Origin of the sequence: Rhodococcus sp. p52 (assembly GCF_000763325.2) — a bacterium.
Classification (GTDB): Bacteria; Actinomycetota; Actinomycetes; order Mycobacteriales; family Mycobacteriaceae; genus Rhodococcus; species Rhodococcus pyridinivorans.
In genome coordinates, this window is the sequence record NZ_CP016819.1 from 865,980 (window position 1) to 888,297 (window position 22,318).

The 22,318-nt window shown below is 67.0% G+C and carries 23 protein-coding genes; 16 read left to right on the top strand and 7 right to left on the bottom strand.

Features of this window, described 5'->3' with window-relative positions:
- Window positions 1–45: 45 nt before the first annotated feature.
- Together lppU and IM25_RS03825 are read left to right on the top strand one after the other, a co-directional pair.
- Window positions 46–630 (top strand): LppU family putative lipoprotein, encoded by a 585-nt coding sequence (gene lppU, locus IM25_RS03820; RefSeq protein WP_033098417.1) that lies wholly within the window; start codon window positions 46–48, stop codon window positions 628–630.
- Between the two features lie 107 nt (window positions 631–737).
- A complete protein-coding gene (locus tag IM25_RS03825; RefSeq protein WP_033098418.1) occupies window positions 738–1,517 on the top strand; it encodes a 3'-5' exonuclease in 780 nt (259 codons plus the stop codon).
- 16 nt (window positions 1,518–1,533) lie between these two features.
- Here IM25_RS03825 and IM25_RS03830 read toward each other — a convergent pair whose 3' ends face one another.
- Complete coding sequence (locus tag IM25_RS03830) at window positions 1,534–2,394, bottom strand: LuxR C-terminal-related transcriptional regulator (RefSeq protein WP_065995768.1); 861 nt, start codon at window positions 2,392–2,394, stop codon at window positions 1,534–1,536.
- Between the two features lie 195 nt (window positions 2,395–2,589).
- On the opposite strand from IM25_RS03830, the gene IM25_RS03835 reads away from it, so the two are divergent.
- The 9 genes from IM25_RS03835 (at window position 2,590) to IM25_RS03875 (ending at window position 11,094) form a co-directional block, all read left to right on the top strand.
- Complete coding sequence (locus IM25_RS03835; protein WP_232333450.1) at window positions 2,590–4,170, top strand: acyl--CoA ligase family protein; 1,581 nt, start codon at window positions 2,590–2,592, stop codon at window positions 4,168–4,170.
- Between the two features lie 36 nt (window positions 4,171–4,206).
- Window positions 4,207–4,953, top strand: coding sequence for a TetR family transcriptional regulator (locus tag IM25_RS03840; RefSeq protein WP_006553690.1), 747 nt, complete (start codon window positions 4,207–4,209; stop codon window positions 4,951–4,953).
- 123 nt (window positions 4,954–5,076) lie between these two features.
- On the top strand, window positions 5,077–6,234 hold the full coding sequence (locus IM25_RS03845) for an acyl-CoA dehydrogenase (protein ID WP_065995769.1): 1,158 nt from the start codon (window positions 5,077–5,079) through the stop codon (window positions 6,232–6,234).
- Window positions 6,235–6,293: 59 nt separating this feature from the next.
- Window positions 6,294–7,142 (top strand): 3-hydroxybutyryl-CoA dehydrogenase, encoded by an 849-nt coding sequence (locus IM25_RS03850; protein ID WP_006553692.1) that lies wholly within the window; start codon window positions 6,294–6,296, stop codon window positions 7,140–7,142.
- A gap of 266 nt (window positions 7,143–7,408) precedes the next feature.
- A complete protein-coding gene (locus IM25_RS03855; RefSeq protein ID WP_232333392.1) occupies window positions 7,409–7,708 on the top strand; it encodes a hypothetical protein in 300 nt (99 codons plus the stop codon).
- Window positions 7,705–8,703: a hypothetical protein gene (locus IM25_RS03860; protein ID WP_232333393.1), complete on the top strand. Its 999-nt coding sequence runs from the start codon at window positions 7,705–7,707 to the stop codon at window positions 8,701–8,703. Before IM25_RS03855 ends, IM25_RS03860 begins: the two co-directional genes overlap by 4 nt.
- Window positions 8,700–9,644 carry a hypothetical protein gene (locus tag IM25_RS26650; RefSeq protein WP_232333394.1) on the top strand — a complete coding sequence of 315 codons (945 nt, stop codon included), beginning with the start codon at window positions 8,700–8,702 and terminating at the stop codon, window positions 9,642–9,644. The genes IM25_RS03860 and IM25_RS26650 overlap by 4 nt, the downstream gene beginning before the upstream one ends.
- Complete coding sequence (locus tag IM25_RS03870) at window positions 9,641–10,168, top strand: LpqN/LpqT family lipoprotein (RefSeq protein WP_033098420.1); 528 nt, start codon at window positions 9,641–9,643, stop codon at window positions 10,166–10,168. Before IM25_RS26650 ends, IM25_RS03870 begins: the two co-directional genes overlap by 4 nt.
- Window positions 10,165–11,094 carry a hypothetical protein gene (locus IM25_RS03875; protein WP_232333395.1) on the top strand — a complete coding sequence of 310 codons (930 nt, stop codon included), beginning with the start codon at window positions 10,165–10,167 and terminating at the stop codon, window positions 11,092–11,094. Before IM25_RS03870 ends, IM25_RS03875 begins: the two co-directional genes overlap by 4 nt.
- 85 nt (window positions 11,095–11,179) lie before the next feature.
- On the opposite strand, the gene IM25_RS03880 is transcribed toward IM25_RS03875, so the two are convergent.
- The 3 genes from IM25_RS03880 to IM25_RS03890 form a co-directional block, all read right to left on the bottom strand.
- Window positions 11,180–11,872 carry a GTP pyrophosphokinase gene (locus tag IM25_RS03880; RefSeq protein ID WP_024102151.1) on the bottom strand — a complete coding sequence of 231 codons (693 nt, stop codon included), beginning with the start codon at window positions 11,870–11,872 and terminating at the stop codon, window positions 11,180–11,182.
- 172 nt (window positions 11,873–12,044) lie between these two features.
- The gene (locus tag IM25_RS03885) at window positions 12,045–13,319 is read right to left on the bottom strand and encodes an MFS transporter (RefSeq protein ID WP_033098422.1); all 1,275 of its coding nucleotides are present in this window, start codon (window positions 13,317–13,319) and stop codon (window positions 12,045–12,047) included.
- A 40-nt stretch (window positions 13,320–13,359) separates the two neighbouring features.
- Entirely contained in the window at window positions 13,360–14,364 is a 1,005-nt protein-coding gene (locus IM25_RS03890; protein WP_033098453.1) for an aldo/keto reductase, read from the bottom strand.
- A gap of 114 nt (window positions 14,365–14,478) precedes the next feature.
- Here IM25_RS03890 and IM25_RS03895 point away from each other — a divergent pair, with 114 nt between their 5' ends.
- Together IM25_RS03895 and ilvD are read left to right on the top strand one after the other, a co-directional pair.
- Window positions 14,479–15,045, top strand: a complete 567-nt coding sequence (locus IM25_RS03895; protein WP_033098423.1) for a TIGR03086 family metal-binding protein — start codon at window positions 14,479–14,481, stop codon at window positions 15,043–15,045.
- Window positions 15,042–16,739: a dihydroxy-acid dehydratase gene (gene ilvD, locus IM25_RS03900; RefSeq protein WP_065995770.1), complete on the top strand. Its 1,698-nt coding sequence runs from the start codon at window positions 15,042–15,044 to the stop codon at window positions 16,737–16,739. The genes IM25_RS03895 and ilvD overlap by 4 nt, the downstream gene beginning before the upstream one ends.
- Window positions 16,740–16,773: 34 nt before the next feature.
- Here the strand turns inward: ilvD and IM25_RS03905 are convergent, their stop codons facing one another.
- Both IM25_RS03905 and IM25_RS03910 read right to left on the bottom strand, forming a co-directional pair.
- Complete coding sequence (locus IM25_RS03905) at window positions 16,774–17,436, bottom strand: hypothetical protein (RefSeq protein ID WP_006550994.1); 663 nt, start codon at window positions 17,434–17,436, stop codon at window positions 16,774–16,776.
- 48 nt (window positions 17,437–17,484) lie between these two features.
- On the bottom strand, window positions 17,485–18,321 hold the full coding sequence (locus tag IM25_RS03910; RefSeq protein WP_065996464.1) for a DUF6319 family protein: 837 nt from the start codon (window positions 18,319–18,321) through the stop codon (window positions 17,485–17,487).
- Between the two features lie 140 nt (window positions 18,322–18,461).
- Between IM25_RS03910 and IM25_RS03915 the strand changes: the two genes are divergently transcribed.
- The 3 genes from IM25_RS03915 to IM25_RS03925 all read left to right on the top strand — a co-directional run bounded on the left by IM25_RS03915 (window position 18,462) and on the right by IM25_RS03925 (window position 21,035).
- Window positions 18,462–19,559, top strand: coding sequence for an adenylate/guanylate cyclase domain-containing protein (locus tag IM25_RS03915; RefSeq protein WP_033098425.1), 1,098 nt, complete (start codon window positions 18,462–18,464; stop codon window positions 19,557–19,559).
- Window positions 19,556–19,984 (top strand): hypothetical protein, encoded by a 429-nt coding sequence (locus IM25_RS03920; protein ID WP_033098426.1) that lies wholly within the window; start codon window positions 19,556–19,558, stop codon window positions 19,982–19,984. The genes IM25_RS03915 and IM25_RS03920 overlap by 4 nt, the downstream gene beginning before the upstream one ends.
- 118 nt (window positions 19,985–20,102) lie before the next feature.
- On the top strand, window positions 20,103–21,035 hold the full coding sequence (locus IM25_RS03925; protein WP_006550998.1) for an AurF N-oxygenase family protein: 933 nt from the start codon (window positions 20,103–20,105) through the stop codon (window positions 21,033–21,035).
- A 106-nt stretch (window positions 21,036–21,141) separates the two neighbouring features.
- Here IM25_RS03925 and IM25_RS03930 read toward each other — a convergent pair whose 3' ends face one another.
- Complete coding sequence (locus IM25_RS03930) at window positions 21,142–21,981, bottom strand: IclR family transcriptional regulator (RefSeq protein ID WP_065995772.1); 840 nt, start codon at window positions 21,979–21,981, stop codon at window positions 21,142–21,144.
- Between the last annotated feature and the right edge of the window lie 337 nt (window positions 21,982–22,318).

Sequence of the window (22,318 nt, forward strand, 5' to 3'; positions counted from 1 at the left end):
CCACCCTGTACGGGTACCGGCAGCACTTCCGTAGGCTCTTCGACCATGAACATTCTCCGAGGGGCGGCCGGTGCCGCGATGGCGTTGGCGGCAGCAGGGGTGCTCGGAGGATGCGCGACCCAGGTCGAAGGGCAGGCCGTGCCCGCCGCGAACGCCCTGGACACGTCCACGGCGCCGTCCTTCTCCCTACCCACAACGACCCCGTCGGCGTCGTCGTCGACCGAGTTGAGCGTCGACGTCGCAGTCGGCGAATGCGTCGCGCTCGGCGGCACGGTCGACGACGCGACCATCGACTACGCGGTGTGCGGCAGCCCGAGCTCGAATTACAAGGTCGTCGACGTCGTCGATGCCAGTGCCATGTGCCCCGGCGACATCGACCAGACCTACTACGAGTCCTTCGGCGGCATCGAGGTCGGCGCGTTGTGTCTCGACATCGACTGGGTGGTGGGCGACTGCATCGACCTCGGCGGCGAGGATCCGCAGCGCATCGACTGCGGTGAGCCCGCGGTCCAGGGCGAGGAGGTCACCGAGATCCTGTTCGACACCTCCGACGTGAACGACTGCTCCACGTCCGAGGGGGGGTTCGTGTACCGGGAACGCAACTTCGTGGTCTGCACCGACACCATCTGAGGTTCTCTCCTTGTGCGGATGCCCGTCGCGGCCGCGACGGAGCATGTCGGTGCCTCCCGCAACAATGCGTTCGACAGATCATCATCCGACGGACGCGAGGACGGAACATGACGCACTGGCCGGACAGACCGATCTGCGCGTTCGATCTCGAGACCACCGACCGGGATCCCCGCAACGCCCGCATCGTCACGGCATGCGTCGCGACCTTCGACGGCGATCGCATCGGCACACGCTCGTGGCTGCTCGACCCGGGGATCGCGATACCCGAGGAGACCACCGCGATCCACGGCATCACCACCGCCCACGCCCGCGCCGAAGGACTCGACTATCTCGAGGGATACAAGCAGATCCGGCAGGCCGTGAGCGGCGCGTGGGCGCGCGGCCACATCGTCGTCGCATTCAACGCCAGCTACGACCTGACGGTCCTCGACGCCGAAGGACGCCGGCTCGGCCTGACGGGGCTCGACATCGGCACGGTCGTCGACCCGTACGTCATCGACCGGGAGATGGACCGCAGCCGGCCCGGCAGGCGCACACTGCAGGCGGTGTGCGAGGCGTACGGGGTGTCGCTGCCGAATCCGCACGAGGCCGAGGCCGACGCGCTCGCCGCCGGCCACCTGACCCGCGCGCTCGTGGCGAGATTCCCCGAGCTCGCCGAACTCGACATCATGGCCGATCAGGCCGCCTGGCACGCCGAACGGCAACGCAGCTTTGCCGAGTACCTGCGCGGGCTGGGTCGCGAGGTCGTCGACGTCGACGACAGCTGGCCCGTCCGGCTCCCCACGCCGGTGGGTACCGATGTCCTCGAGCGTCCCGCGACCGAGACGAAGTTCCGGCGCGCGCTGAGCGCGATCCGCGAGTTCTTCCGGCGACTGCGCCGCCGCTGATCAGGAGTGCGGTCGATCAGGGCAGCAGTCCCTGCCGACGCGCCTCGACGACCGCCGCGTGCCGACTGCGCACATCGAGTTTGTCCATGGCGTTGCGCAGATAGGTCTTCACCGTCTCCACGCGCAGCGACAACCTGTCGGCGATCTCCGCGTTGCGGCAGCCCAGCGCCACATGACTCAGCACGTCGTGCTCGCGCGCGGTCAGATGCGTCCGCGGCTGCGACGCACCGTCGCGCGCCCGGGCCAGTGTCTCCTCGACGTTCCGCACCTGTTCCCTGATCACCGGGTCGTCGGTGCGCGCCGCGATCGCCCGCAGCGCCACGAGGCTTTCCGTCAGCGCTTCGGAGACGGAGGCAGGCACGGTGGCGCCGTGCGCGGCCCGCGTGTTCCCGATCAGCGACACGCGGCGATCGACCTCGTCGCGGATTTCGATCTCCCGCGCGAGCTCCGCGGCCGACCGCACGACCTTCTCCGCCACCACGTCGCCGATGGGCCGGTTGCCCCTCAGCCCGCCGTAGATCGCCGCCCGGGTGCGTCCGCGCACCACGACCGGCACGGCGAGCAACGACTCGATTCCCTCCCCGGCGACCTGCCGGTCGTAGTGGTGGGTGATGTGCGGGGAGGTGAAGTAGTCGGCGACCGCGCCGGGTCGTTGTTCGACGACCACCCGACCGCCGAGTCCACGTTCGGCGGCGATCACCAGATTGCGCAGGGCACGACCGCGGGTTCCGACGAATCCGGACAGGACGACGTCCGAGCCCTGCACCGCGCCACCGAAGAGCACCGGTAGTTCCGTCGTCGCCTCGAGGTCGCGCAGCGTGGCGCGGAGGGTGTCGAGATCGTCGGGACGCAACACACCCGGCACGGCGACATCCATCGATTGCTCCTGCTCTTCCCTCCGAACACCCACTTTCGAGGGTAGAGGGGCCAGTTCCACGATTTGTAACCTGCACATCGCCCGGTGTTGCAACGATCACAGAAGACGCCGGAATCCGAGTAGGCCACCCCGGAGGTATCCGTGTCCATCGCCCCCGTCCGTCCCGGCTCGACCGGAGCCGCGAACTACAGCCAGATGAGCCCGCTGCGCTTCCTCGAACGGTCCGCGGCGGTGTTCCCGGATCGCACCGCGATCATCCACGGAGACCGCACGTACACCTACGCCGAGTTCGCCGACGAGGCGCAGCGGCTCGCGCGCGTGCTGCGCAGCCGTATCGAGCCGGGCGACAAGATCGCGTACCTGACTCCGAACGTGCCCGAGATGCTCATCGCGCATTTCGCGGTTCCGCTCGCAGGCGGTGTGCTGGTCGCGCTGAACTCGCGCCTGGCCGGGCCGGAACTCGAGTACATCCTCGACCACTCCGAGACGAAGCTGCTGTTCGTCGACTCCGAACTGCTCGGATCGGTCGCGAAGGTCCGCGACAACGTTCCGGGCGTCGCCGAGATCATCGAGGTCCCCGACTCCACCGTGCCCGCTCCCGAGGTACCCGCCGGGGTGGCCACCGCCCGGTACGACGAGTTCCTCGCGCAGGTCGACTCGCTCGATGCGACGCCGCTGCCGTGGAGCGTCGACGACGAGCTCGGCGTCATCACCCTCAACTACACCTCGGGCACGACCGGCAAACCCAAGGGCGTGATGTACACCCATCGCGGCGCGTACCTGAACTCGCTGGGCGAGACCTTCCACAACAGCTTCGACGGGCAGAGCAAGTATCTGTGGACACTGCCGATGTTCCACTGCAACGGCTGGTGTACGCCCTGGGCGGTGACCGCTGCGGCGGGCACCCACATCTGCCTGCGGGCGGTGCGGGCCGACGCGATCTGGGATGCCATCGACAACCTCGGTGTCACCAACCTGTGCGGTGCGCCCGCGGTGTGCTCGACCATCGCGAACGCCGAGCAGGCTCATCCACTCGACCGTCCGTTGCGGATCACCACGGCCGGCGCGCCGCCGTCGCCGACGGTGATCGCCCAGCTCGAACAGATCGGCATCACGGTTGTCCACGTCTACGGACTCACCGAGGTGTACGGCCCGTACACGATCTGCGAGTACCAGGACAGCTGGGACGACAAGCCGGCCGACGAACGCGCCGCGCTGCTCTCCCGTCAGGGTGTGGGCATGCTGCAGGCCGAGACCGCGCGGGTCGTCGACGAGGACATGAACGACGTGCCCGCCGACGGCGAGACCATGGGCGAGATCGTGCTGCGCGGCAACAACGTCATGCTCGGCTACTACAAGGACCCGGACGCGACCGAGGAGGCGTTCCGCGGCGGCTGGTTCCACACCGGCGACCTCGGCGTGATGTACCCGGACGGATACATCCAGCTCAAGGACCGCGCGAAGGACATCATCATCTCCGGCGGCGAGAACATCTCGACCGTGGAGGTCGAGCAGGCGATCGTCAGCCACCCGGCGGTGCTCGACGTCGCGGTCGTCGGCGTTCCGGACGAGAAGTGGGGTGAGCGTCCCAAGGCGTTCGTGATCCTGAAGAAGGGCGAATCGGTCACGGCCGAGGAGATCATCGACTACACGCGCACGCTGCTCGCCGGGTACAAGGTGCCGCGCGACATCGTCTTCCCGCTGGAGCTGCCCCGCACCTCGACCGGCAAGATCCTGAAGTTCGAGCTGCGATCGGCCGAAGCCGCCGAGGGGTGAGCCGACCCCTCACGACTGCATTGGATACTCGACGCCATGACATCCGGTACCGGTAACAGCACCCGTCGCCTCGATTCGACGGGCCCCGATCCCGCCCAGTTCCGGGTGCATGTCGTCACGCAGGCGATCCGTTTGTTCTCCGAGTTCGGCTACGAGTCGACCACCGTCGAGCAGATCGCCGCGGCCGCAGGGGTGTCGCGGCGGACCTTCTTCCGGCAGTTCCGGTCGAAGGAGGACGTGATCTTCGCCGATCACGAGTCGCTGCTCGAGCAGGTCGCCGAGTACCTCTCGCAGGATTTCGACGATCCGTGGGCGGCGGCCTGCGAGGGGGCCAAGCTCGTCTTCGGGCACTTCCGGGACCGGCGCGAGCTGGCGGTGTGGCGGTATCGGGTGGTGCAGCGGGTGCCGGCGCTGCGGGAGCGCGAACTCGTCACCACCTACCGCTACGAGCGGTTGTTCACCGACTTCCTGCGCGCCGCCGTCCCGACGGAGAAGCCGGTGCGCACCGTCAGCTTCGCGGCGGCGATGACCGCCACGCACAATTTCGTGTTGCGCGCGATGATCCGCGGCGACGAGACCGCCACTGCCGAACGCCTCGAGCAGGAGCTGCTCGAGCTCCGCCGCACGTACGGTGTGGTTCCGGTGCCCGAAGGCGCGACGAACGGGAAGGTCGCGCCGGCTCCGCCGGCGGTCGCGGTGGTGACCTATCCGGCCCACCTGACACCGGCCGAGATCGCCGAGCAGGTTCGGCTCCAACTCGAAGGCGCACAGCAGCGCCGTTGACCTGGCACTGAGTGCCGTGGTTACAATCGACTCATTCCGTCACGTCGCGAACCCTCGCCCCGATATCGTCGAGGGAGCTACGTTCGCAAATCTGGCACCGCGTGCCGTTAGGAGTCCGCCGTCATGGCCCTCAATCCCGACTTCGATCTGTTCAAGCTCTCCGAGGAGCACGACGCGCTGCGCGAGGCCATCCGCGCGCTCGCCGAGAAGGAGATCGCGCCCTACGCCAAGGACGTCGACGAGAACTCCCGCTTCCCGCAGGAAGCCCTCGACGCCCTCAACAAGTCGGGCTTCAACGCCATCCACGTGCCCGAGCAGTTCGAAGGCCAAGGCGCCGACTCGATCGCCGCCTGCATCGTCATCGAAGAGGTCGCCCGAGTATGCGGCTCCTCCTCGCTGATCCCCGCCGTCAACAAGCTCGGCACCATGGGCCTGATCCTCCGCGGCTCCGACGAACTCAAGGCCAAGGTCCTCCCCGACATCGTCAACGGCGCGATGGCCTCCTACGCGCTGTCCGAGCGCGAAGCCGGCTCCGACGCCGCCTCCATGCGCACCCGCGCCAAGGCCGACGGCGACGACTGGATCCTCAACGGCTCCAAGTGCTGGATCACCAACGGTGGTAAGTCCACCTGGTACACCGTCATGGCCGTCACCGACCCCGAGAAGGGCGCCAACGGCATCTCCTCCTTCATGGTCCACAAGGACGACGAGGGCTTCGTCGTCGGACCGAAGGAGAAGAAGCTCGGCATCAAGGGCTCCCCCACCGCCGAGCTGTACTTCGAGAACTGCCGCATCCCCGGCGACCGCATCGTCGGCGAGCCGGGCACCGGCTTCAAGACCGCTCTCGCGACCCTCGACCACCCCCGCCCCACCATCGGTGCGCAGGCCGTCGGCCTCGCCCAGGGCGCCCTCGACGCGGCGACCGCCTACGTCAAGGACCGCAAGCAGTTCGGCCGCCCGATCTCCGACAACCAGGGTGTGCAGTTCATGCTCGCCGACATGGCGATGAAGGTCGAGGCCGCACGCCTGATGGTCTACACCTCCGCCGCTCGCGCCGAGCGCGGCGAGCCCAACCTCGGCTTCATCTCGGCCGCCGCGAAGTGCTTCGCCTCGGACGTCGCCATGGAGGTCACCACCGACGCCGTGCAGTTGTTCGGTGGCGCCGGCTACACCACCGACTTCCCGGTCGAGCGCATGATGCGCGACGCGAAGATCACGCAGATCTACGAGGGCACCAACCAGATCCAGCGCGTCGTCATGTCGCGCGCGCTGCTGCGCTGACACCGGTCGCGTAGGTTACCCCCGGAACATCGAAGCGATCAGGAGTTACCCCAGTGGCAGTGGAAAAGGTAGGCGTGATCGGCGGCGGCACCATGGGTGCCGGTATCGCCGAGGTGTGCGCCAAGGCCGGTAGCGACGTCCTCGTCAAGGAGACCACCGAGGAGTTCGCCGCCGCGGCACGCGAGCGTCTGAAGAAGTCGATCGGACGTGGCGTCAAGTCCGGCAAGATCACGCAGGAGGACGCCGACGCGGTCCTCGGACGGATCCGCGTCACCCTCGACCTGAAGGAGTTCGCCGACCGCGACCTCGTCGTCGAGGCCGCCCCCGAGATCGAGTCTCTCAAGGTGGAGATCTTCTCCGAGCTCGACAAGATCGTGAAGCCCGAAGGCATCCTCGCCACCAACACGTCGTCGATCCCCGTCATCAAGATGGCGCAGGCGACGCAGCGGCCCGGCAAGGTCGTGGGCGTGCACTTCTTCAACCCGGTGCCGGTGATGCCGCTCGTCGAGATCATTTCGGCGCTCACCACCGACGAGGCCACCGCCGACACGGTGTTCGACTACGCGAAGAACACCCTCGGCAAGACGGCCGTGCGCGCAGGCGACCGTGCGGGTTTCATCGTCAACGCCCTGCTCATCCCGTACCTGTGCTCGGCAGTGCGCATGCTCGAGTCGGGCTACGCGACGAAGGAAGACATCGACGCCGCGATGAAGGGCGGCTGCGGCTACCCGATGGGTCCGCTGACCCTCATCGACACCGTCGGCCTCGACATCACCCTCAACGCCGCGCAGTCGCTGTACGACGAATTCGCCGAGCCGCACTACGCACCCCCGGCACTGCTGCGTCGCATGGTCGACGCGGGTCGCCTGGGTCGCAAGACCGGCGAGGGCTTCTACAGCTACAAGTAGGCCTCACTCGGACGCCCCTGCCGTTCCTTCTCGGAACGGCGGGGGCGTCTGCGCATCCGGACAGCCGGGAGGTACGCAACAACAGTTCCGGGTTCGCAACACGGCCAGCAACTGCCGGCGTTGCGAACCTTCACTACGTGTTGCGTACCCCGCGTACGACCGATGCCCCGCTCGAAGTCGCCCGACGGTCCGCTCCGGCTCCGTGAGGGCGCCGTCTGCTATCGTCCCCACCCGGACGTATCGGGGGATTCTGTCGGGGGGCAGTGGTGACATTGCACGTAGATCCTGAAGTGCTGCGCACATTCGCAGCCTTCGTGGCGGACACCGCCGACGCGATGAACGACTGGGACGTCGGCGAACCGTATGCCGTGTCGCAATCAGCACTTCCCGGAACAGAATTCGCGGCCGTCTGCGCACGAGCCTTCACCGCCACCGATCAAGCACTCGGCAACGTGTGCAGTCGCCTGCGCGAGATCGTCGACATCACCGACGGCGCCGCGAACGACTACGTCGTCGCAGAGACGGACTTCGTGGCTGCACTCTCGGCGATGGATCGACACGGATGAGACCGGGAGTCGCCGCCGTCCGGTCCTGGAATCCCGACGCGCTGCGAATCACCGCCGACCACCTCGACGTGCTCGTCGACACACTCGACGACCGCATGAAAGCTCTGCTCACCGAGCAGGATGTGCTCGCCGAGCGATGGTCCGGCGACGCCGCGCGTGCCGCCGCCGCGCGAGTGGTCCGCGAACGCTCATTGGGCAGCGCCATCGCCGAAGCCCTCCTGCAGGTCGCGGAGGCGTACCGCACCGGCGCGTGGCTCGTCGAAGGCCCCCGCCTGCACCTCCTGTCGGTCGTGGGCGGCGCCGAACAGTCCGGGTTCACCGTGCACGACGACGGCACCGTCGACCCCTCCGACCAGATCCACATCCTCTCGGCGACGCTGCCGGCCGAAGCCGTCGCCGAGACCCGCGTCCGCCTCGAACACGAAGCAACGGAACTGACCCACACCGTCACCGGCGCTCTCGAACAAGCGTCGCGAGCCGCAACCGAAACAGCCGATCGCATCACCGCCGCCGTTGCGGTACTCGAAGCAGCCAGGGATGCCGCGGCGCCGGGGAAGGTCGTGCAGAACGAGAACGGCGAGTTCTCCTGGTGGCCGGACTGGCCATCCACCATCGCAGCGTCGTCCATCAGCGCAATGTCCGGAGCTACCAAGGAACTCCTGACCGACGCGGCGGTGGCCTCGGGCGACGATGTCGCACGCAACATCGCGCGCGGAATGAACCCGGCTGCCGCTGCAGTAGGCACCGTTCCTGCGATCGTCAACGACATCAAGGGAGGGATGGATCCCACCGAGGCAATAGTCTCCGAGAGCGCCGGAACCGTTGCCGGCATGCTCGGTGCCGTAGCCGCATCGAAACTTTCAGCGGCGTTCATCGGGGCAGTGGGCGGTTCGGTCGTCCCGGGAGTCGGCACTGCAGCGGGCTTCGTTGCCGGCCTCATAGGTGGCGGCGCAGCCACATGGTACGCATCCAAGAAAATCCAGGAGTTGTGGTGACGACCGAAAACGTTCCGCCGGACCGATATCGAACTCACATCGATTCGTTCTTCGACCCTCGTTGGCCGCAGCAACTGCGAATCGGGTGGTGCATGGGCGGGGTCTTCGCTGCTGTTCTGGCTGTATGGTCCCTCGGGGATGCACTGGTGAACGTCGGGCACGAAGAATCGATATCCACAATCGGCTCGGTAGTGTTCGGAACGTCGATGCTACTCATGAGTGTCGCAGCGTTCAGGCACGGCGGGGTTCGAAATGTATTGCATTCCAAGCGGGTCAGGAGTAATAAACATTCTGAACTCGGAATCGGAATCGTTGTGCCGGGAGGACTCACCCTTCCCAGCCTGGCTGTTGCCATGCTTATCTTCAACGGCCTTACCGGTTTGGCCATCTCTGCTCTGAACGTCTACATCACCGACAGATCCGAGTTGCCGCATGGTTACGACCCCCGAACCACTGCAATCTTCGCGCTCGTGGGTGGGATCGTTCTCTTGCTCATGGCGGCGGCGTTCATCTGGTTCCGACTTCCCACCACACTGGGGTTGTATCCACACGGAATCGAAAGAGTCGTACGTTCTCGCAAGCTCCGACGAAACAATGCCACCGTGCAATTTGTGCATTGGAACGATATCGAGGGCATCGCCGGAACGGATATCGTGACCCGTTCCGGATACGGCGACGTCCGGACTCCGATGATCCACATCCACACGACCGGACGGATTCCCCCGGAAGCGCGCATCCCCCACGACGAAGAACACACCCTCGCCATCGTCTGCACCTGGCTCATCGCCGAACCCAACGCCCTCTTGACCCTGATCCGACAGATGAGCGAACGCCCGAACGACCGCACGCTCCTCGCTCGGGAAGACGCGGCCGAACTTCTCAGACCACCGCCGTTGCGAGAACGATTCCGGATGGTACGCCACCAGGAAGCGTCTCGGTGAACGCTTCGATTCAGGCGACGCTCTCCGACTACCTCGCAACACACGAAGTCGGACTGAGCCCCTGCGACCCGGACGATCCGCGGCACCCGCAACCGGAACTCCAGGCGCCGGAGGGTTGGATAGTTCTCCCTCGCGATGTCTTTCCGCATGCACATACGGTTCTCGTGGCTCCCGAGCACGTCGCGGACGATTGGGTGCCCAACGCCGTCCTCCTCCACTGCGCACTGTCGAAATGGCGGCCGACGGACGAACTGCTGGAGGTCGCGGCGCGTGAAGCTCGCGAACTGCCCGCGTGGAGGGAGACGCTCCGCGACACATCCGATTTCCGCGGGCACCGATCGGTGATCATCCAAGGCTCCTATCGAGTGGACGACGTCGAGTACACCGCCGTGACGCGATACCTCGTGATCGACCACGAGTACGACCGCTACCTGACGCAACTGACGGCAACCGCACGCTCCGACAGCGCCGAGTCCCTTATCGCTCATCTGCATGCAATCCATGAGGGACTGAGAATCCGGTGAGCGATTCCATCGAGCCGTGCCCGTACGGAGAACGATCCGAACCTGCTTGGCCGCAACGGTTTCGTACGGGATCGCTCTGCCTCGGCGTGTTCCTGGCCGGGGCCGGAATCCTTGTGCTGCAGAAGACCATGGACGATCGGCGAGCGGATGACCTCGGAGCCATCGCCCTGGGGTTCTGTCTCGCTCTGATGACGGCGTTAGGTTCGGCCTGGGGCTTCGAGCGGGCCGGCTTCCACCGATTCGGTTTGCATCCGAGGATCCGGCAGTGCCGAGACGACATTCACGGCCCCGGCATCGAGATTCCCTACGTGAGAATACTTCCCGTTCAGCTGTCCGCTGTGTTCTCCTGCATCACAGTGTCGGGCGCATTCATGATTCGTGCGTCGAACCGACCGGACGGAGCGATGCTTCTTGCGAGACACGAGCTCCCCCACTCCGGCTCGTTCATCGCATGGACGACATGTGCAACCGTGGCGGTGTGCGCTCTACCCTTCTTGATCCACCCCCGGGGATCCACCCGTCTCCATGCCGACGGTATTCGCCGCCGCACGACATGGCTCGTGCGGCGTGGCGTTTCGGACGTGTTCGTTCGATGGGACGAGATCCAGGAAGTGGATGCCGATGTCTACACCGTCTCGGGCCGCGGGGCGTCTACGCACAATCCACTCATCCGTCTCCACGTACCCGGCTACGAACCGACTCCGCCTCGCGTGGCGCACGACAAGCCGGATTCGTTCACCGTGCCGGCGTACGTTCTCGTGAGCGATCCCAACACGCTGCTCGGACTCATCGACCGTCTCCATCGGTGTCCCGAAGATCGCCATCTCGTCACCACACCCGAGGCCCCAGAACTCCTCCGTCCCCTCCCGGTGCGGGAACGCTTACGTATCGCGCGGAAGATTCCGCGTCAACAGTGGGAATGGTGATGGGCACGCAACACCGGTGGTGGGTTCGCAACGCCGACAGTGACCGACCACGTTGCGAGCCTTCACCCCACGTTGCGTACCTCGGTCAGTTCCCGTTGTTCGGGCCGTGGACGCGGCGGTGCAGTGCTTCCATCCGCAGGTCCAGATCGCGCGCCGTTTCCGCGGCGAGGCGGAGCTCCTCGCGCAGTTCGTCCGGTACCTCGCGGTCGTGCTTGTAGTAGATCTTGTGTTCCAGGCTCGCCCAGAAGTCCATGGCGACCGTGCGGATCTGCAGTTCGACGTAGACGCGCTCGACCCGGTCGGACATGTACACCGGGATCTGGACGATCACGTGCACGCTGCTGTACCCGTTGGGTTTCGGGCGGGCGATGTAGTCCTCGATCTCGACGACCGTCACGTCGAGCTGGCTCGTGATCATGTCGATGATCCGGTAGACGTCCGACGTGAAGCTGCACGTGATGCGGATGCCTGCGATATCGCGGACGGCCTCGCGGATGCCGTCGAGCGAGGCGGGCGCACCCTTCCGTTCCGCCTTGGCGAGGATCGACTCGGGGCTCTTCAACCGCGACTTCACGTGCTCGATCGGGTTGTATTCGCGGGCGTAGGTGAACTCCTCGCGCAGGATGTTGATCTTCGTCATCATCTCGTCGATGCCGAACTTGTACACCATGAGTGCGCGTCGCAGATCTTGCGCGAGATGCTCCACTGCGACCAGCGGTGCCTGCACGTCGTCCGGTGTCGGTAGTCCCGGTTCGGGTTCGCCCACCGTCGTCTTCACTCGATTCCTCCTCGATCACTTCCGGGATCGAGTCTGCCAGTCCGACCACGACAGGCGGTTCTGACCGCCCTGACCTGCAGTGATGCGAGACGGTCCACTCGAACAGGACTCCCGCCGATCGTCGATCGAGGCATCCGGACGCCTCGAAGCCCAGTGCTTGCCCCAACCGAGTTCAGCGCTTACCCCGACCGAGTCGGTCGAGCACGACCGCCCGCAGCGAACGCGCTTCGATGCCGGCCTCGCGGCGGGCGCGTCCTCGGGTCACGAGCACCCCGATGAGCGCGATCACCCAGATCGGGTACTGCGCGAACCACGCGACGCGGAAGGCGTCGAAGGTGTAGCCGCCGAGCCGGTCGAGCACGATGCCCATCGTCTGCACGACCAGCAGTGTCGCGAGGAAGCCACCGATGTTGACGATGCCGTTGGCCGTGCCGAGCGCGGTCCCGGGATTGAAGGTGCGGGCGTAGTCGAAGCCGATCATCGATCCCGGCCCGCCCACCGAGATGACGACGACGAGCACCACGAGCAGCCACAGCGGTGCGGGTCCGGGCAGGGCGAGCACCGCCGACCACGTCACTGCGCTGGCGAGGATGATCATGAGCACAAGCCACGAGCGTCTGGTCGGGAAGCGTCCCGACAGCACGCCGAGGATGGGTCCGGCGGAGATGGCGGTGACCACCGAGACGGTCAGCATCGAGCCGGCCGCCGCGGGTGACAGGCCCTGCGCGGAGACCAGATACGGCACGCCCCACATGAGCGCGAAGGTCGTCACCGAGAACTGCGTGCCCATGTGGGTGAAGAAGCCGAGCTTGGTGCCGGGACGCCGCCACACCGTGCCGAGCCCGCCGATCACCTCCCGCAGCCCTGACGCGGTGGCCTCGCGCGTCTCACCGGGCGGGGTGTCGCGCACGACCGCGAACACCAGCACGCACGCGAGCAGGCCGAGCGCCGCGGCACTGCCGTAGGCGGCCGTCCATCCCGTGCCGGTGAGCAGCAGGACGAACGGCACCGCCGACAGCACCTGGCCGAGCTGGCCGAAGATGCCCGTCAGCTGCGAAACGACAGGCACGCGGCGCGGCGCGAACCACACCGGCACGAGCCGCAGCACCGAGATGAACGTCAGGGCGTCACCGACACCGACCAGCACTCGGGCCAGATACGCGACCGGCAGCGACTCGGTGACGGCGAGGATCGCCTGACCGACGGCGAGGATCACGGCGCCGGTCGCGATCATCCGCCGCGAACCGAACCTGTCGAGGAGCACACCGGCCGGGATCTGCATCCCCGCGTAGACGATGAGCTGGAGGACGACGAAGCCGGACAGCACCGACGGTGAGATCTCGAAGCGTTCGGTGGCAGCGAGTCCGGAGACGCCGAACGCCGTCCGATGGAGGACGGCGACGATGTAGGCGAAGACTCCGATACCCCAGACCAGCCATGCCCTCATGTCACAAGGACGATACGCGTCGGTCTGTTAACGGTGCTGATTACTCACGCCCGAGCGACACCCACGTCGGGTCTGCCGCACGCGGACCGGCGACCTTGTCGGCGAGACGATCCAGCCGTGCAACCTGCTCGTCGGTGAGCGTCACGTCGAGCGCTCCGGCGTTCTCGGTGACGCGACTCGCGTAGCGGGTGCCGGGGATCGACACCGACGGCAACCCGAACTCGCGCCCCTTCGCATCCAGCCATGCCAGGGCGATCTGCGCGGTGGTCGCGTCCGCCTCCTTCGCAACCGCCCGCACCTCTTCACGGACCGCGAGGTTGGTCGGCAGGGCGTCGGCGTCGAAGCGCGGGAAGCGCTTGCGCAGGTCGTTCTCGGCGACCTGTCCGGGATCGAAGGCGTCGGTGAGCAGCCCCCGGCTCACCGGCGAGTACGGCACGAAGCCGATGCCGAGTTCGGCGGCGGTGGGCACCACGTGCCGTTCGACGTCGCGCGAGACGATGCTCCACTCCGACTGGATCACCGCGATCGGGTGGACGGCGTGCGCGCGGCGCAGTTCGTCGCCCGTGGCCTCCGACAGTCCGATGTGCTGCACCTTGCCGGCCTGCACGAGTTCGGCGAGGGCACCGACCGTATCCTCGACCGGCACGTCAGGATCCACGCGGTGCAGGTAGTACAGGTCGACGTGGTCGACGCCGAGACGCCCGAGCGACTCGTCGATGGCCTGCTTCGCGTATTCGGGACGGCCGTTGATGCGACGGTTGGCGGTGCCCGTGCCGCCGACCGCGCCGACGAGACCGAACTTCGTCGCCAGCTGGACCTCGTCCCGCCGGTCGGCGAGCAGCGTGCCGACCACCTTCTCGCTGGTGCCGTCGCCGTAGACGTCGGCGGTGTCGATGAAGGTGATGCCCAGATCCACGGCGTGGTGCAGGGTCGCGAGTGCCTCGTCGAGATTCACCTCGCCGTATGCGGGGGCGACGGACATCGCGCCGTAACCCTGGGCGCTGACGACGAGACCGGGCGCGAGCTGGACGGTGGGGACAGGCATGTACTTCTCCTCGACGACGACACGGTGCGACTCCCGATCGTCCCGCATCCCGCGCATGATCGCAGGAGTTGAAATCGCCGTGATCCGAGCAGCCCGCGCCCTAGGCTGAGATCCATGGTGACCGACTGGCTTTCCCTGCAACGAACCGCGCGTCGCGAGTTCGACGACCGTGTCGCGCAGATCCGCGACTGGCACGCACCCACCCCGGACACCGAGTGGGACGTCACCGACCTGGTGTGGCACATGGTCGACGAGCAGCGCTGGATCCAGCCGCTGCTCTCCGGCCGTTCCCTCGACGACGCGAAGGCCGTACTCGAACCGATCGGGGACGATCTCGCCGCCGAATGGGCACGCTTCGCCGAGCAGGCGACCGCCGCGTGGGCGATGGCGTCACCGTCCCAGGAGGTCCACCTGTCCTACGGCACCGTCCCGTGCCTCGACTACATGAAACAGCAGGTCGCGGACATCACCGTGCACACCTGGGATCTCGCCCGGGCCATCGGTGCCGACGAAACGCTCGACGCCGACCTCGTCGACGCCGTGCTCGCCGACATCGAACCGCAGAAGGACATGCTCGCCTCGAGCGGTCTGTTCGCCGATCCCGTCCCGGTCCCCGACGATGCGTCCCCGCAGGACCGGCTCATCGCCCTCACCGGCCGCGACCCCAGGAAGGCGTCATGACGGACCGACCCGATATCAAGCCCCGCAGCCGCGACGTCACCGACGGCATGGAGAAGGCCGCCTCGCGCGGCATGCTCCGTGCGGTGGGGATGGGAGACGAGGACGGGGGCAAGCCGCAGATCGGTGTGGCGTCGTCGTGGAACGAGATCACCCCCTGCAACCTCCCGCTCGAACGCCTCGCGCGATCGGTGAAGGAGGGCGTGCACGCCGCGGGCGGTTACCCGCTCGAATTCGGCACCATCTCCGTGTCCGACGGGATCTCGATGGGGCATGAGGGTATGCACTTCTCCCTGGTCTCCCGTGAGCTCATCGCCGACAGCGTCGAGACGGTGATGCAGGCCGAACGACTCGACGGCTCGGTGCTGCTCGCGGGATGCGACAAGTCCCTGCCCGGCATGCTCATGGCTGCCGCCCGCCTCGATCTCGCCGCCGTCTTCCTGTACGCCGGGTCGATCCTGCCGGGCATCGCGAAACTGTCCGACGGCACCGAACGCGACGTGACGATCATCGACGCCTTCGAAGCGGTCGGGGCGTGTGCGCGGGGCCTGATGTCCGAGACCGACCTCGACGCGATCGAGCGTGCCATCTGCCCCGGCGAGGGTGCGTGCGGCGGCATGTACACCGCGAACACGATGGCCGCCTCGGCCGAGGCGCTCGGCATGTCGCTGCCGGGAAGCGCATCCCCACCCGCCACCGATCGTCGCCGCGACGGTTTCGCCCGGCGCAGCGGACAGGCGGTGGTCGAGTTGTTGCGTCGCGGAATCACGGCCTCCGACATCCTCACCAAGGAGGCGTTCGAGAACGCCATCGCGGTGGTCATGGCCTTCGGGGGATCCACGAACGCCGTGCTCCACCTGCTCGCGATCGCGCACGAGGCGCAGGTGGATCTGAGCCTCGACGACTTCGTCCGCGTGGGCGCGCGGGTGCCGCACCTCGCCGACGTCAAACCGTTCGGCCGGCACGTGATGAAGGACGTCGACCACATCGGCGGTGTCCCGGTCATCATGAAGGCGTTGCTCGACGCAGGTCTGCTACACGGCGACTGCCTCACCGTCACCGGGAAGACCGTCGCGGAGAACCTCTCCGGCATCGCGCCCCCGGACCCCGACGGCAAGGTGCTGCGCGCCCTGAGCGACCCCATCCACCCCACGGGGGGCATCACGATCCTGCGGGGCAGTCTCGCTCCCGGCGGAGCGGTGGTGAAGTCCGCAGGCTTCGACGAGTCGGTCTTCGAGGGAACGGCGCGGGTCTTCGAACGCGAACGCGCCGCGATGGACGCGCTCGAGGACGGCACCATCACCGCAGGCGACGTGGTGGTCATCCGGTACGAGGGTCCCAAGGGCGGCCCGGGCATGCGCGAGATGCTCGCGATCACCGGTGCGATCAAGGGTGCCGGGCTCGGCAAGGACGTCCTGCTGCTCACCGACGGACGATTCTCCGGTGGTACCACCGGGTTGTGCGTCGGGCACGTCGCCCCGGAGGCCGTCGACGGCGGCCCCATCGCCTTCGTCCGCGACGGCGACCGGATCCGTCTCGACGTCTCGAACGGCCTGCTCGACGTGCTGGTGGACGAGAAGGAAATGGAAACGCGGCGACAGGGCTGGGAGCCACTGCCGCCGCGCTACACCCGGGGTGTACTGGCGAAGTACACGAAGCTGGTCGGTTCCGCATCGAACGGTGCGGTGTGCGGATGAGGGTCGGGTGAACCCTCCCGCTCCGGGGGTGCTGCTAGATCGGACGGAAACCTGCGCCCGGCCCGCCCCGACCGTTGATGTCGGCCATGATCACGTCGATGTTCGTTCCGACCTCGGGGCCGGCGCACGGCGCGAGCAGGTAGGCGTTGACCATCGCGACGAGCGTCGTGCCCACCACGAGCGGTGCGCCCGAGTCGCCTTCGATGACGCACACCTGCGTCCAGGTCTCCTGCGAGCCGAACACGTCGCCCCAGACGATGCCGCAGGTGTTGCCCGTGGTGCGGCCTTCCTTGCAAGCGATGTTCGGGAAGCCCGCGGGGGCACCGAGGCCGGTGATCGTCACGTTGCCGACGCGGTTGACCGGAACGACCTTGCTCCGGTCGAACTCGATCACGGCGTAGTCGAGCCGTTCGTTGGTCGACACGATGCGGCCCACCGAGCCGGCAGCGAGGTCGTATTCGGCTTTCACCGTCATGCCGGGAGAGCCGCAGTGCGCGGCAGTGAGACCCACGAGGCGTCCGGCGGCGTCGTTGCCGATCGTGGTGAGCGTGCAGTCGAAGATGTCCTGCCCGTTGTCTCCGAGAGTGATGCCAGAACCGCCACCGAGGGTGACCGGAGGAGCCGCGACGGCCACCCCGGAACCCGCGCCGACCAACGCGACCGCGCTCGCGATTGCAACAACCAGTTTTCTGAACATGGAGGCCCTCCTGCGCTGCGCCGTCCGGCAGCCGTCGGGCTGAGCGTACTAGAGGTTTCCGCCGGATTTCCGGGTTGCGCCCAAGCTTTCCAGAGCTTGACGGGCCTCCTCGAGCTCGCGGCTGAGCTGCGCGACCCGCTCCTCGGCCGCGCGACGCGCCTCCTCGATCACCGACTGGACGGCCTCGGTGGCCGTGGGATCGCCGAGTTCCTTCACCGCACGTTCGACGGCGTCGGGTGCGACCGGCGCGGGCTTACCGACCTTGCGGGTGCCGTGCGCGACCCCCACCGTCCACTCGTTCTCCGGGTCGATCGTGACGGTGATCGTGATCGACGGCGCCTTCTTCGCCTTGCGGGCCGGGGCCTTCGGCTTCGCCGGTGCCGGCGGCCGGGAAGCGGGAGTGTCGGACGAAGCGGGGGGCGTCTGGGTCACGGGCTTCTTCTCCTGGGCGCGGGGAACCGCAGCGACTGCTGGGCTCTCGGATTTCTGGGGAGCAGGCTTCGGTGCAGCAGGCCTGGATGCGGTAGCCCGTGGGGTCGCGGGTTGCACAGGTGCCACCTTCGCGGGAGCTGCCTTCGCCGGAGCGGGCTTCGCACCACCGGACGTGCGTGCGGTCTTCGCCGGTGCGCGCTTCGTTCCGGCCGGCTCGCGGGTGGCGCGCAGTTCGTCGGTCTCGAACGGCAACTCGTCGTCGACGCCCTTCGGCCGCACCATCACGGTGCTGCCGCTGATCGATACCACCCGCGCCGACGTCCCCGGGTCGATGCCGAGACTCGGAATGCCATCGACGAGGTAGACGGTCGCACGGCGCCCCTCGGCGAGAGCGGCACCGAGCTCTCCGAGTTGTTCCTCCGTCAGGTGGTCCGCGCGTCTGCGGGGCGACATGCGACGTCCTTTCTCGGTTCGCCGAAGGGTCGGCAGGGCTTCGATGTCGGTCACTGTCGCACATCCGTACGACACGCCTGTACACCTGTTCGATACGACCTGCCGCGCGCATGGGCCCGGGGCACGGTAAGGATGGAGGAGTGACCCCGTCCGATCCGGCACCTGCATCAGGAACCGACGTGCTGTCCGTGATCCAGTCACAGCTGGAGAACGCGCTGCTCGGTGGTCCTCTTCGTTACACCCTGAACGAGGTGGCCGAGTTGTGCGGGCTCGCACCTGCGCGGGTGCGCCGGCTGTGGCAGGCACTCGGTCTGACCGTCGATCCCGATCCCGACGTCGTGATGTTCACCGACGGCGACGTCGAGGCCCTGCGTGCGACGGCGGCCATCATCGCGAGCAGCGCGATCGACGAAAGCCTCGAGGTGCCCGCGGCCCGGTCGATCGGACAGTCGATGTCGCGGCTGACCGAGTGGCAACTGAATCTGCTCAACACCCACGTCTTCACCCAGTTGGCCTCCGCCTACGCGAAAACGGAGACTCCCCCGCAGGAAGAGGAGATCCGCGCGCTGATCGACCACATCGTCGATCGCACGACCGAGCTCACGCTGAGCCTCCAGAGCCACATGTGGCGTCGGCACCTGGTGGCCACGACCGCCCGGGCCGCCGCGCGCCCGCAGGATTCCGGGGAGCTCCACGAGTTGGTCGTCGGTTTCGCCGACATGGTCGGCTACACACGGTTGACCCGGCAGATCGATGCGGCCGCGCTGAGCGAGCTGCTCGACTACTTCGAATCGGAGGTCTCCGACGTCATCGCCCGGCACAACGGCTGGGTGATCAAAACCGTCGGCGACGAGGTGATGTTCGCGGCCGAACGTCCGGTCGACGCCGCACGGATCGCCCTCGAACTGCAGGATTCGTTCAGGTCCCAGAAGGACTATCCGGACCTGCGGATCGGACTGGCGTGGGGCCAGGCGTTGCCGCGCTTCGGCGACCTGTTCGGTTCGGTCGTCAACATCGCGGCCCGTCTCACCGGCGCGGCGCGGCCGGGCACGATCCTCGTCGACGAGAACCTCGCCGACGCCCTCTCCGACTGCGAGGAGTTCCGCTTCCAGACGGTGCGCACGCTGCGGCTGCGGGACTTCCAGCATTCGCGGCTGTACGTCCTGCGTCGTCCGCGCGAGGAGAAGAAGGCGGCGGTGGGCGTGGAGGGTCTGCACGACGAGGACATGGGTCTGTGACCGGCAGGCTGACAACAGTCGACGAGAAGCCCGATACTCCCTCATACCCACTGATACTTCTTCCGACCTCCTTCGCCCTCGAGGAGACCACGAAGTACCGCCCCCGTGCGGCGGTCGACGACGCGACCCGCGAGATCGGTGCGGCGATCGGTGTTGCGATCACGGGCAGCGTCCTGGCCGCAGCCTACGGGCACGGCATCGATCCGGTGGCGCCGATGATCCCCGAGCCGGCCCGGGCCGCCGTGCAGGATTCGCTCGCCGCCGCGATACAGGTCGCCGAGCATGCGGGTCCGCAGGGCGAGCAACTCGCCGAACTCGCACAGAACGCCTTCCTCGACGGCTTGCAGCAGGCATCGTGGGCAGTCGCCGCGATCTTGCTGGTCGGAGCGTTGATCTCCGCCTTCTGGCCACCCCGGCGCTCGTAACCCTCCCCTCTCTTTTCTCTCTCGATGCCCGCGACGCAGGTCGCGGGCATTGTGCTGTGCGCGTGATCACGCTAACCTGGATAACAGTTACTAGTCGTCACACTAAAAAGGTGGAGGCATGACCGCATCGCTCACCCGCGAGACCAGCAAGGGCTTCATCCCCGGCGTCGCACTGTCCGATCGCGAAGAAACCGCCGGACGACTGCTCGCCTCGTCCGCACGTAAGTCGTACGACCCGGTCGTCGAGGTGGACTGGGAAGCCCCCGTCCCCGACGACAAGTTCGGAATGACCCCCGAATGGAGTACGCTCTACGGCACCGCACTGTGGGACGAGCTCACCGACGAACAGCGCATCGAGCTGACCAAGCATGAGGCCGCGAGCGTTTCGAGCGTCGGCCTGTGGTTCGAGATCCTGCTCATGCAGATGCTCCTGCGCGACGTCTACGACCGCGACAAGCATTCGCGTCACGTCCAGTTCGCCCTCACCGAGGTCGCCGACGAGTGCCGCCACTCGGTGATGTTCGCGCGCGCCGGCGAACGGCTGAACATGCCGGGCTACGGTCCGGCCCGCTACATCCACCAGCTCGGTCGCCTGTGGGGCCATTTCTTCAAGGGCGCCAACGCCTATGCATCGGTCATGGCTGCCGAGGAGATCCTCGACATGATGCAGCGCGACTTCATGCGCGACGAGCGGGTGCAGCCCGTCACCCGCGCGGTGTCGAAGATCCACGTCCTCGAGGAAGCGCGCCACATCCGCTTCGCCCGCGAGGAGGTCGCACGCCGACTCGCCGGTGCGAGCCGCACGCGACTCGCGTTCGAGCGGTTCAACACCGCGCTCGTGGTGTTCTTCGTCGTCAAGAGCATGATCCACCCCGACGTTTACGCCAATGCGGGCCTCGATCGCGAGCGCGCTCTGCAAGAGGCGAAGGGCAACAAGCACTATCACGATCGCGTGCGCAAGTCCGGCGCGAAGCTGATGACCTTCCTCGACAACGTCGGCCTCATCGGCGGACCGTCGAAGATCCTCTACAAGAAGGTCCACCTGCTCTGATACGGCCTACGGCCATACAACGAACTGTGCGCAGTTCTCGTCGATCTCCTCGAGGGATTTCCGACGAGAACTGCGCACAGTCCTTCGTGGCGAAAACCGAAAGGCGTCAGCCCACCTTCTCGGTGGCCCGCAGGCTGTCGTCGCGCTCCTGCTCCGGGAACAGCGTGCGCGTGATCTTTCGAGCGGTATCGGCGACGATCGGCGCCACCCACTCCAGGCGAGTCGAACGCGCGTCCGCTGCCAGCGACAGGGCGGCGACCGGGCCGTCGACGCCGCGGAGCGCGACGCCCACGCATCCGATGCCCCGCGCAGCTTCCTCACGTTCGAACGCGACGCCACGACGCTTGCGAATGCGGTTGAGCTCCTGGTGCAGTGCGACGTGATCGCGGATGGTGCGCTCGGTGCACGGCACGAGAGTCTTGCCGTACAGCGCGTCGATGCGTTCGGGCTCGAGCCACGCGAGGATGGACTTGCCGGCCGCGGTGGCGTAGGCGGGGAACCGACCGCCCCCCCGTGACGGCACGCTCGACGCGAACTGTCCACCAACCTTGTCGAGGTAGAGCACCTCGTTGCCCTCGAGGACCGTCAAGTGGACGACGGCGCCGGTCTGCATCGCCAGATCGTGGAGATGCGGCGCAGCGGCCTCCCGGATGCGGCGGTGGCCCGTGTCGCTGCCACCGAGACCGAGGGCACGCGGGCCGAGGCAGTAGCCGAAGGATGCGTGCTCGATCCAGTCGCGACGCACGAGGTGATCGAGGATGCGGTGCACCGTCGAACGGGGCAACCCGGAGCGACAGGTGACCTCTTCGAGAGTGAGTGCGCCGCGGCTGTCGAAGGCCTCCAGGATGAGGGTCATCCGATCGACCATCGATGGTGGAAGTTCTCGTTTCGACGAGGTTCCGACGGGCTCGAGCGCGGAGTCGACGGCGGTCAACTGCACCTCCATAAGTCCTGGCCACGACCCTGCGCGCCTCATGAAACTGGAATCTGTTCCAGAACGTTAGCAGTAACAGAGGTCACACCGGAAGGGGTACACACAGACTGTAGGTACTCCGGAGTCAGTTTCCTGGCGAGAGCGAATTCCTATGAGTCTGGTCGGAATCGTGCGGACAGGTTATTGTCGGGACCGTGAGCAAGACGTACGAGCGCGGGAGCCGGTCGCCGCACCGTCGTGCCCAACTCTCGTGTATCCGCGGGTGCCTGGCCCGCTGACCGCCGCACCCGTTCCTGCCCCCTCCACACCGCCGTACGGTGATGTCGTGTGCGGGGCCCGAAGGTCAGCA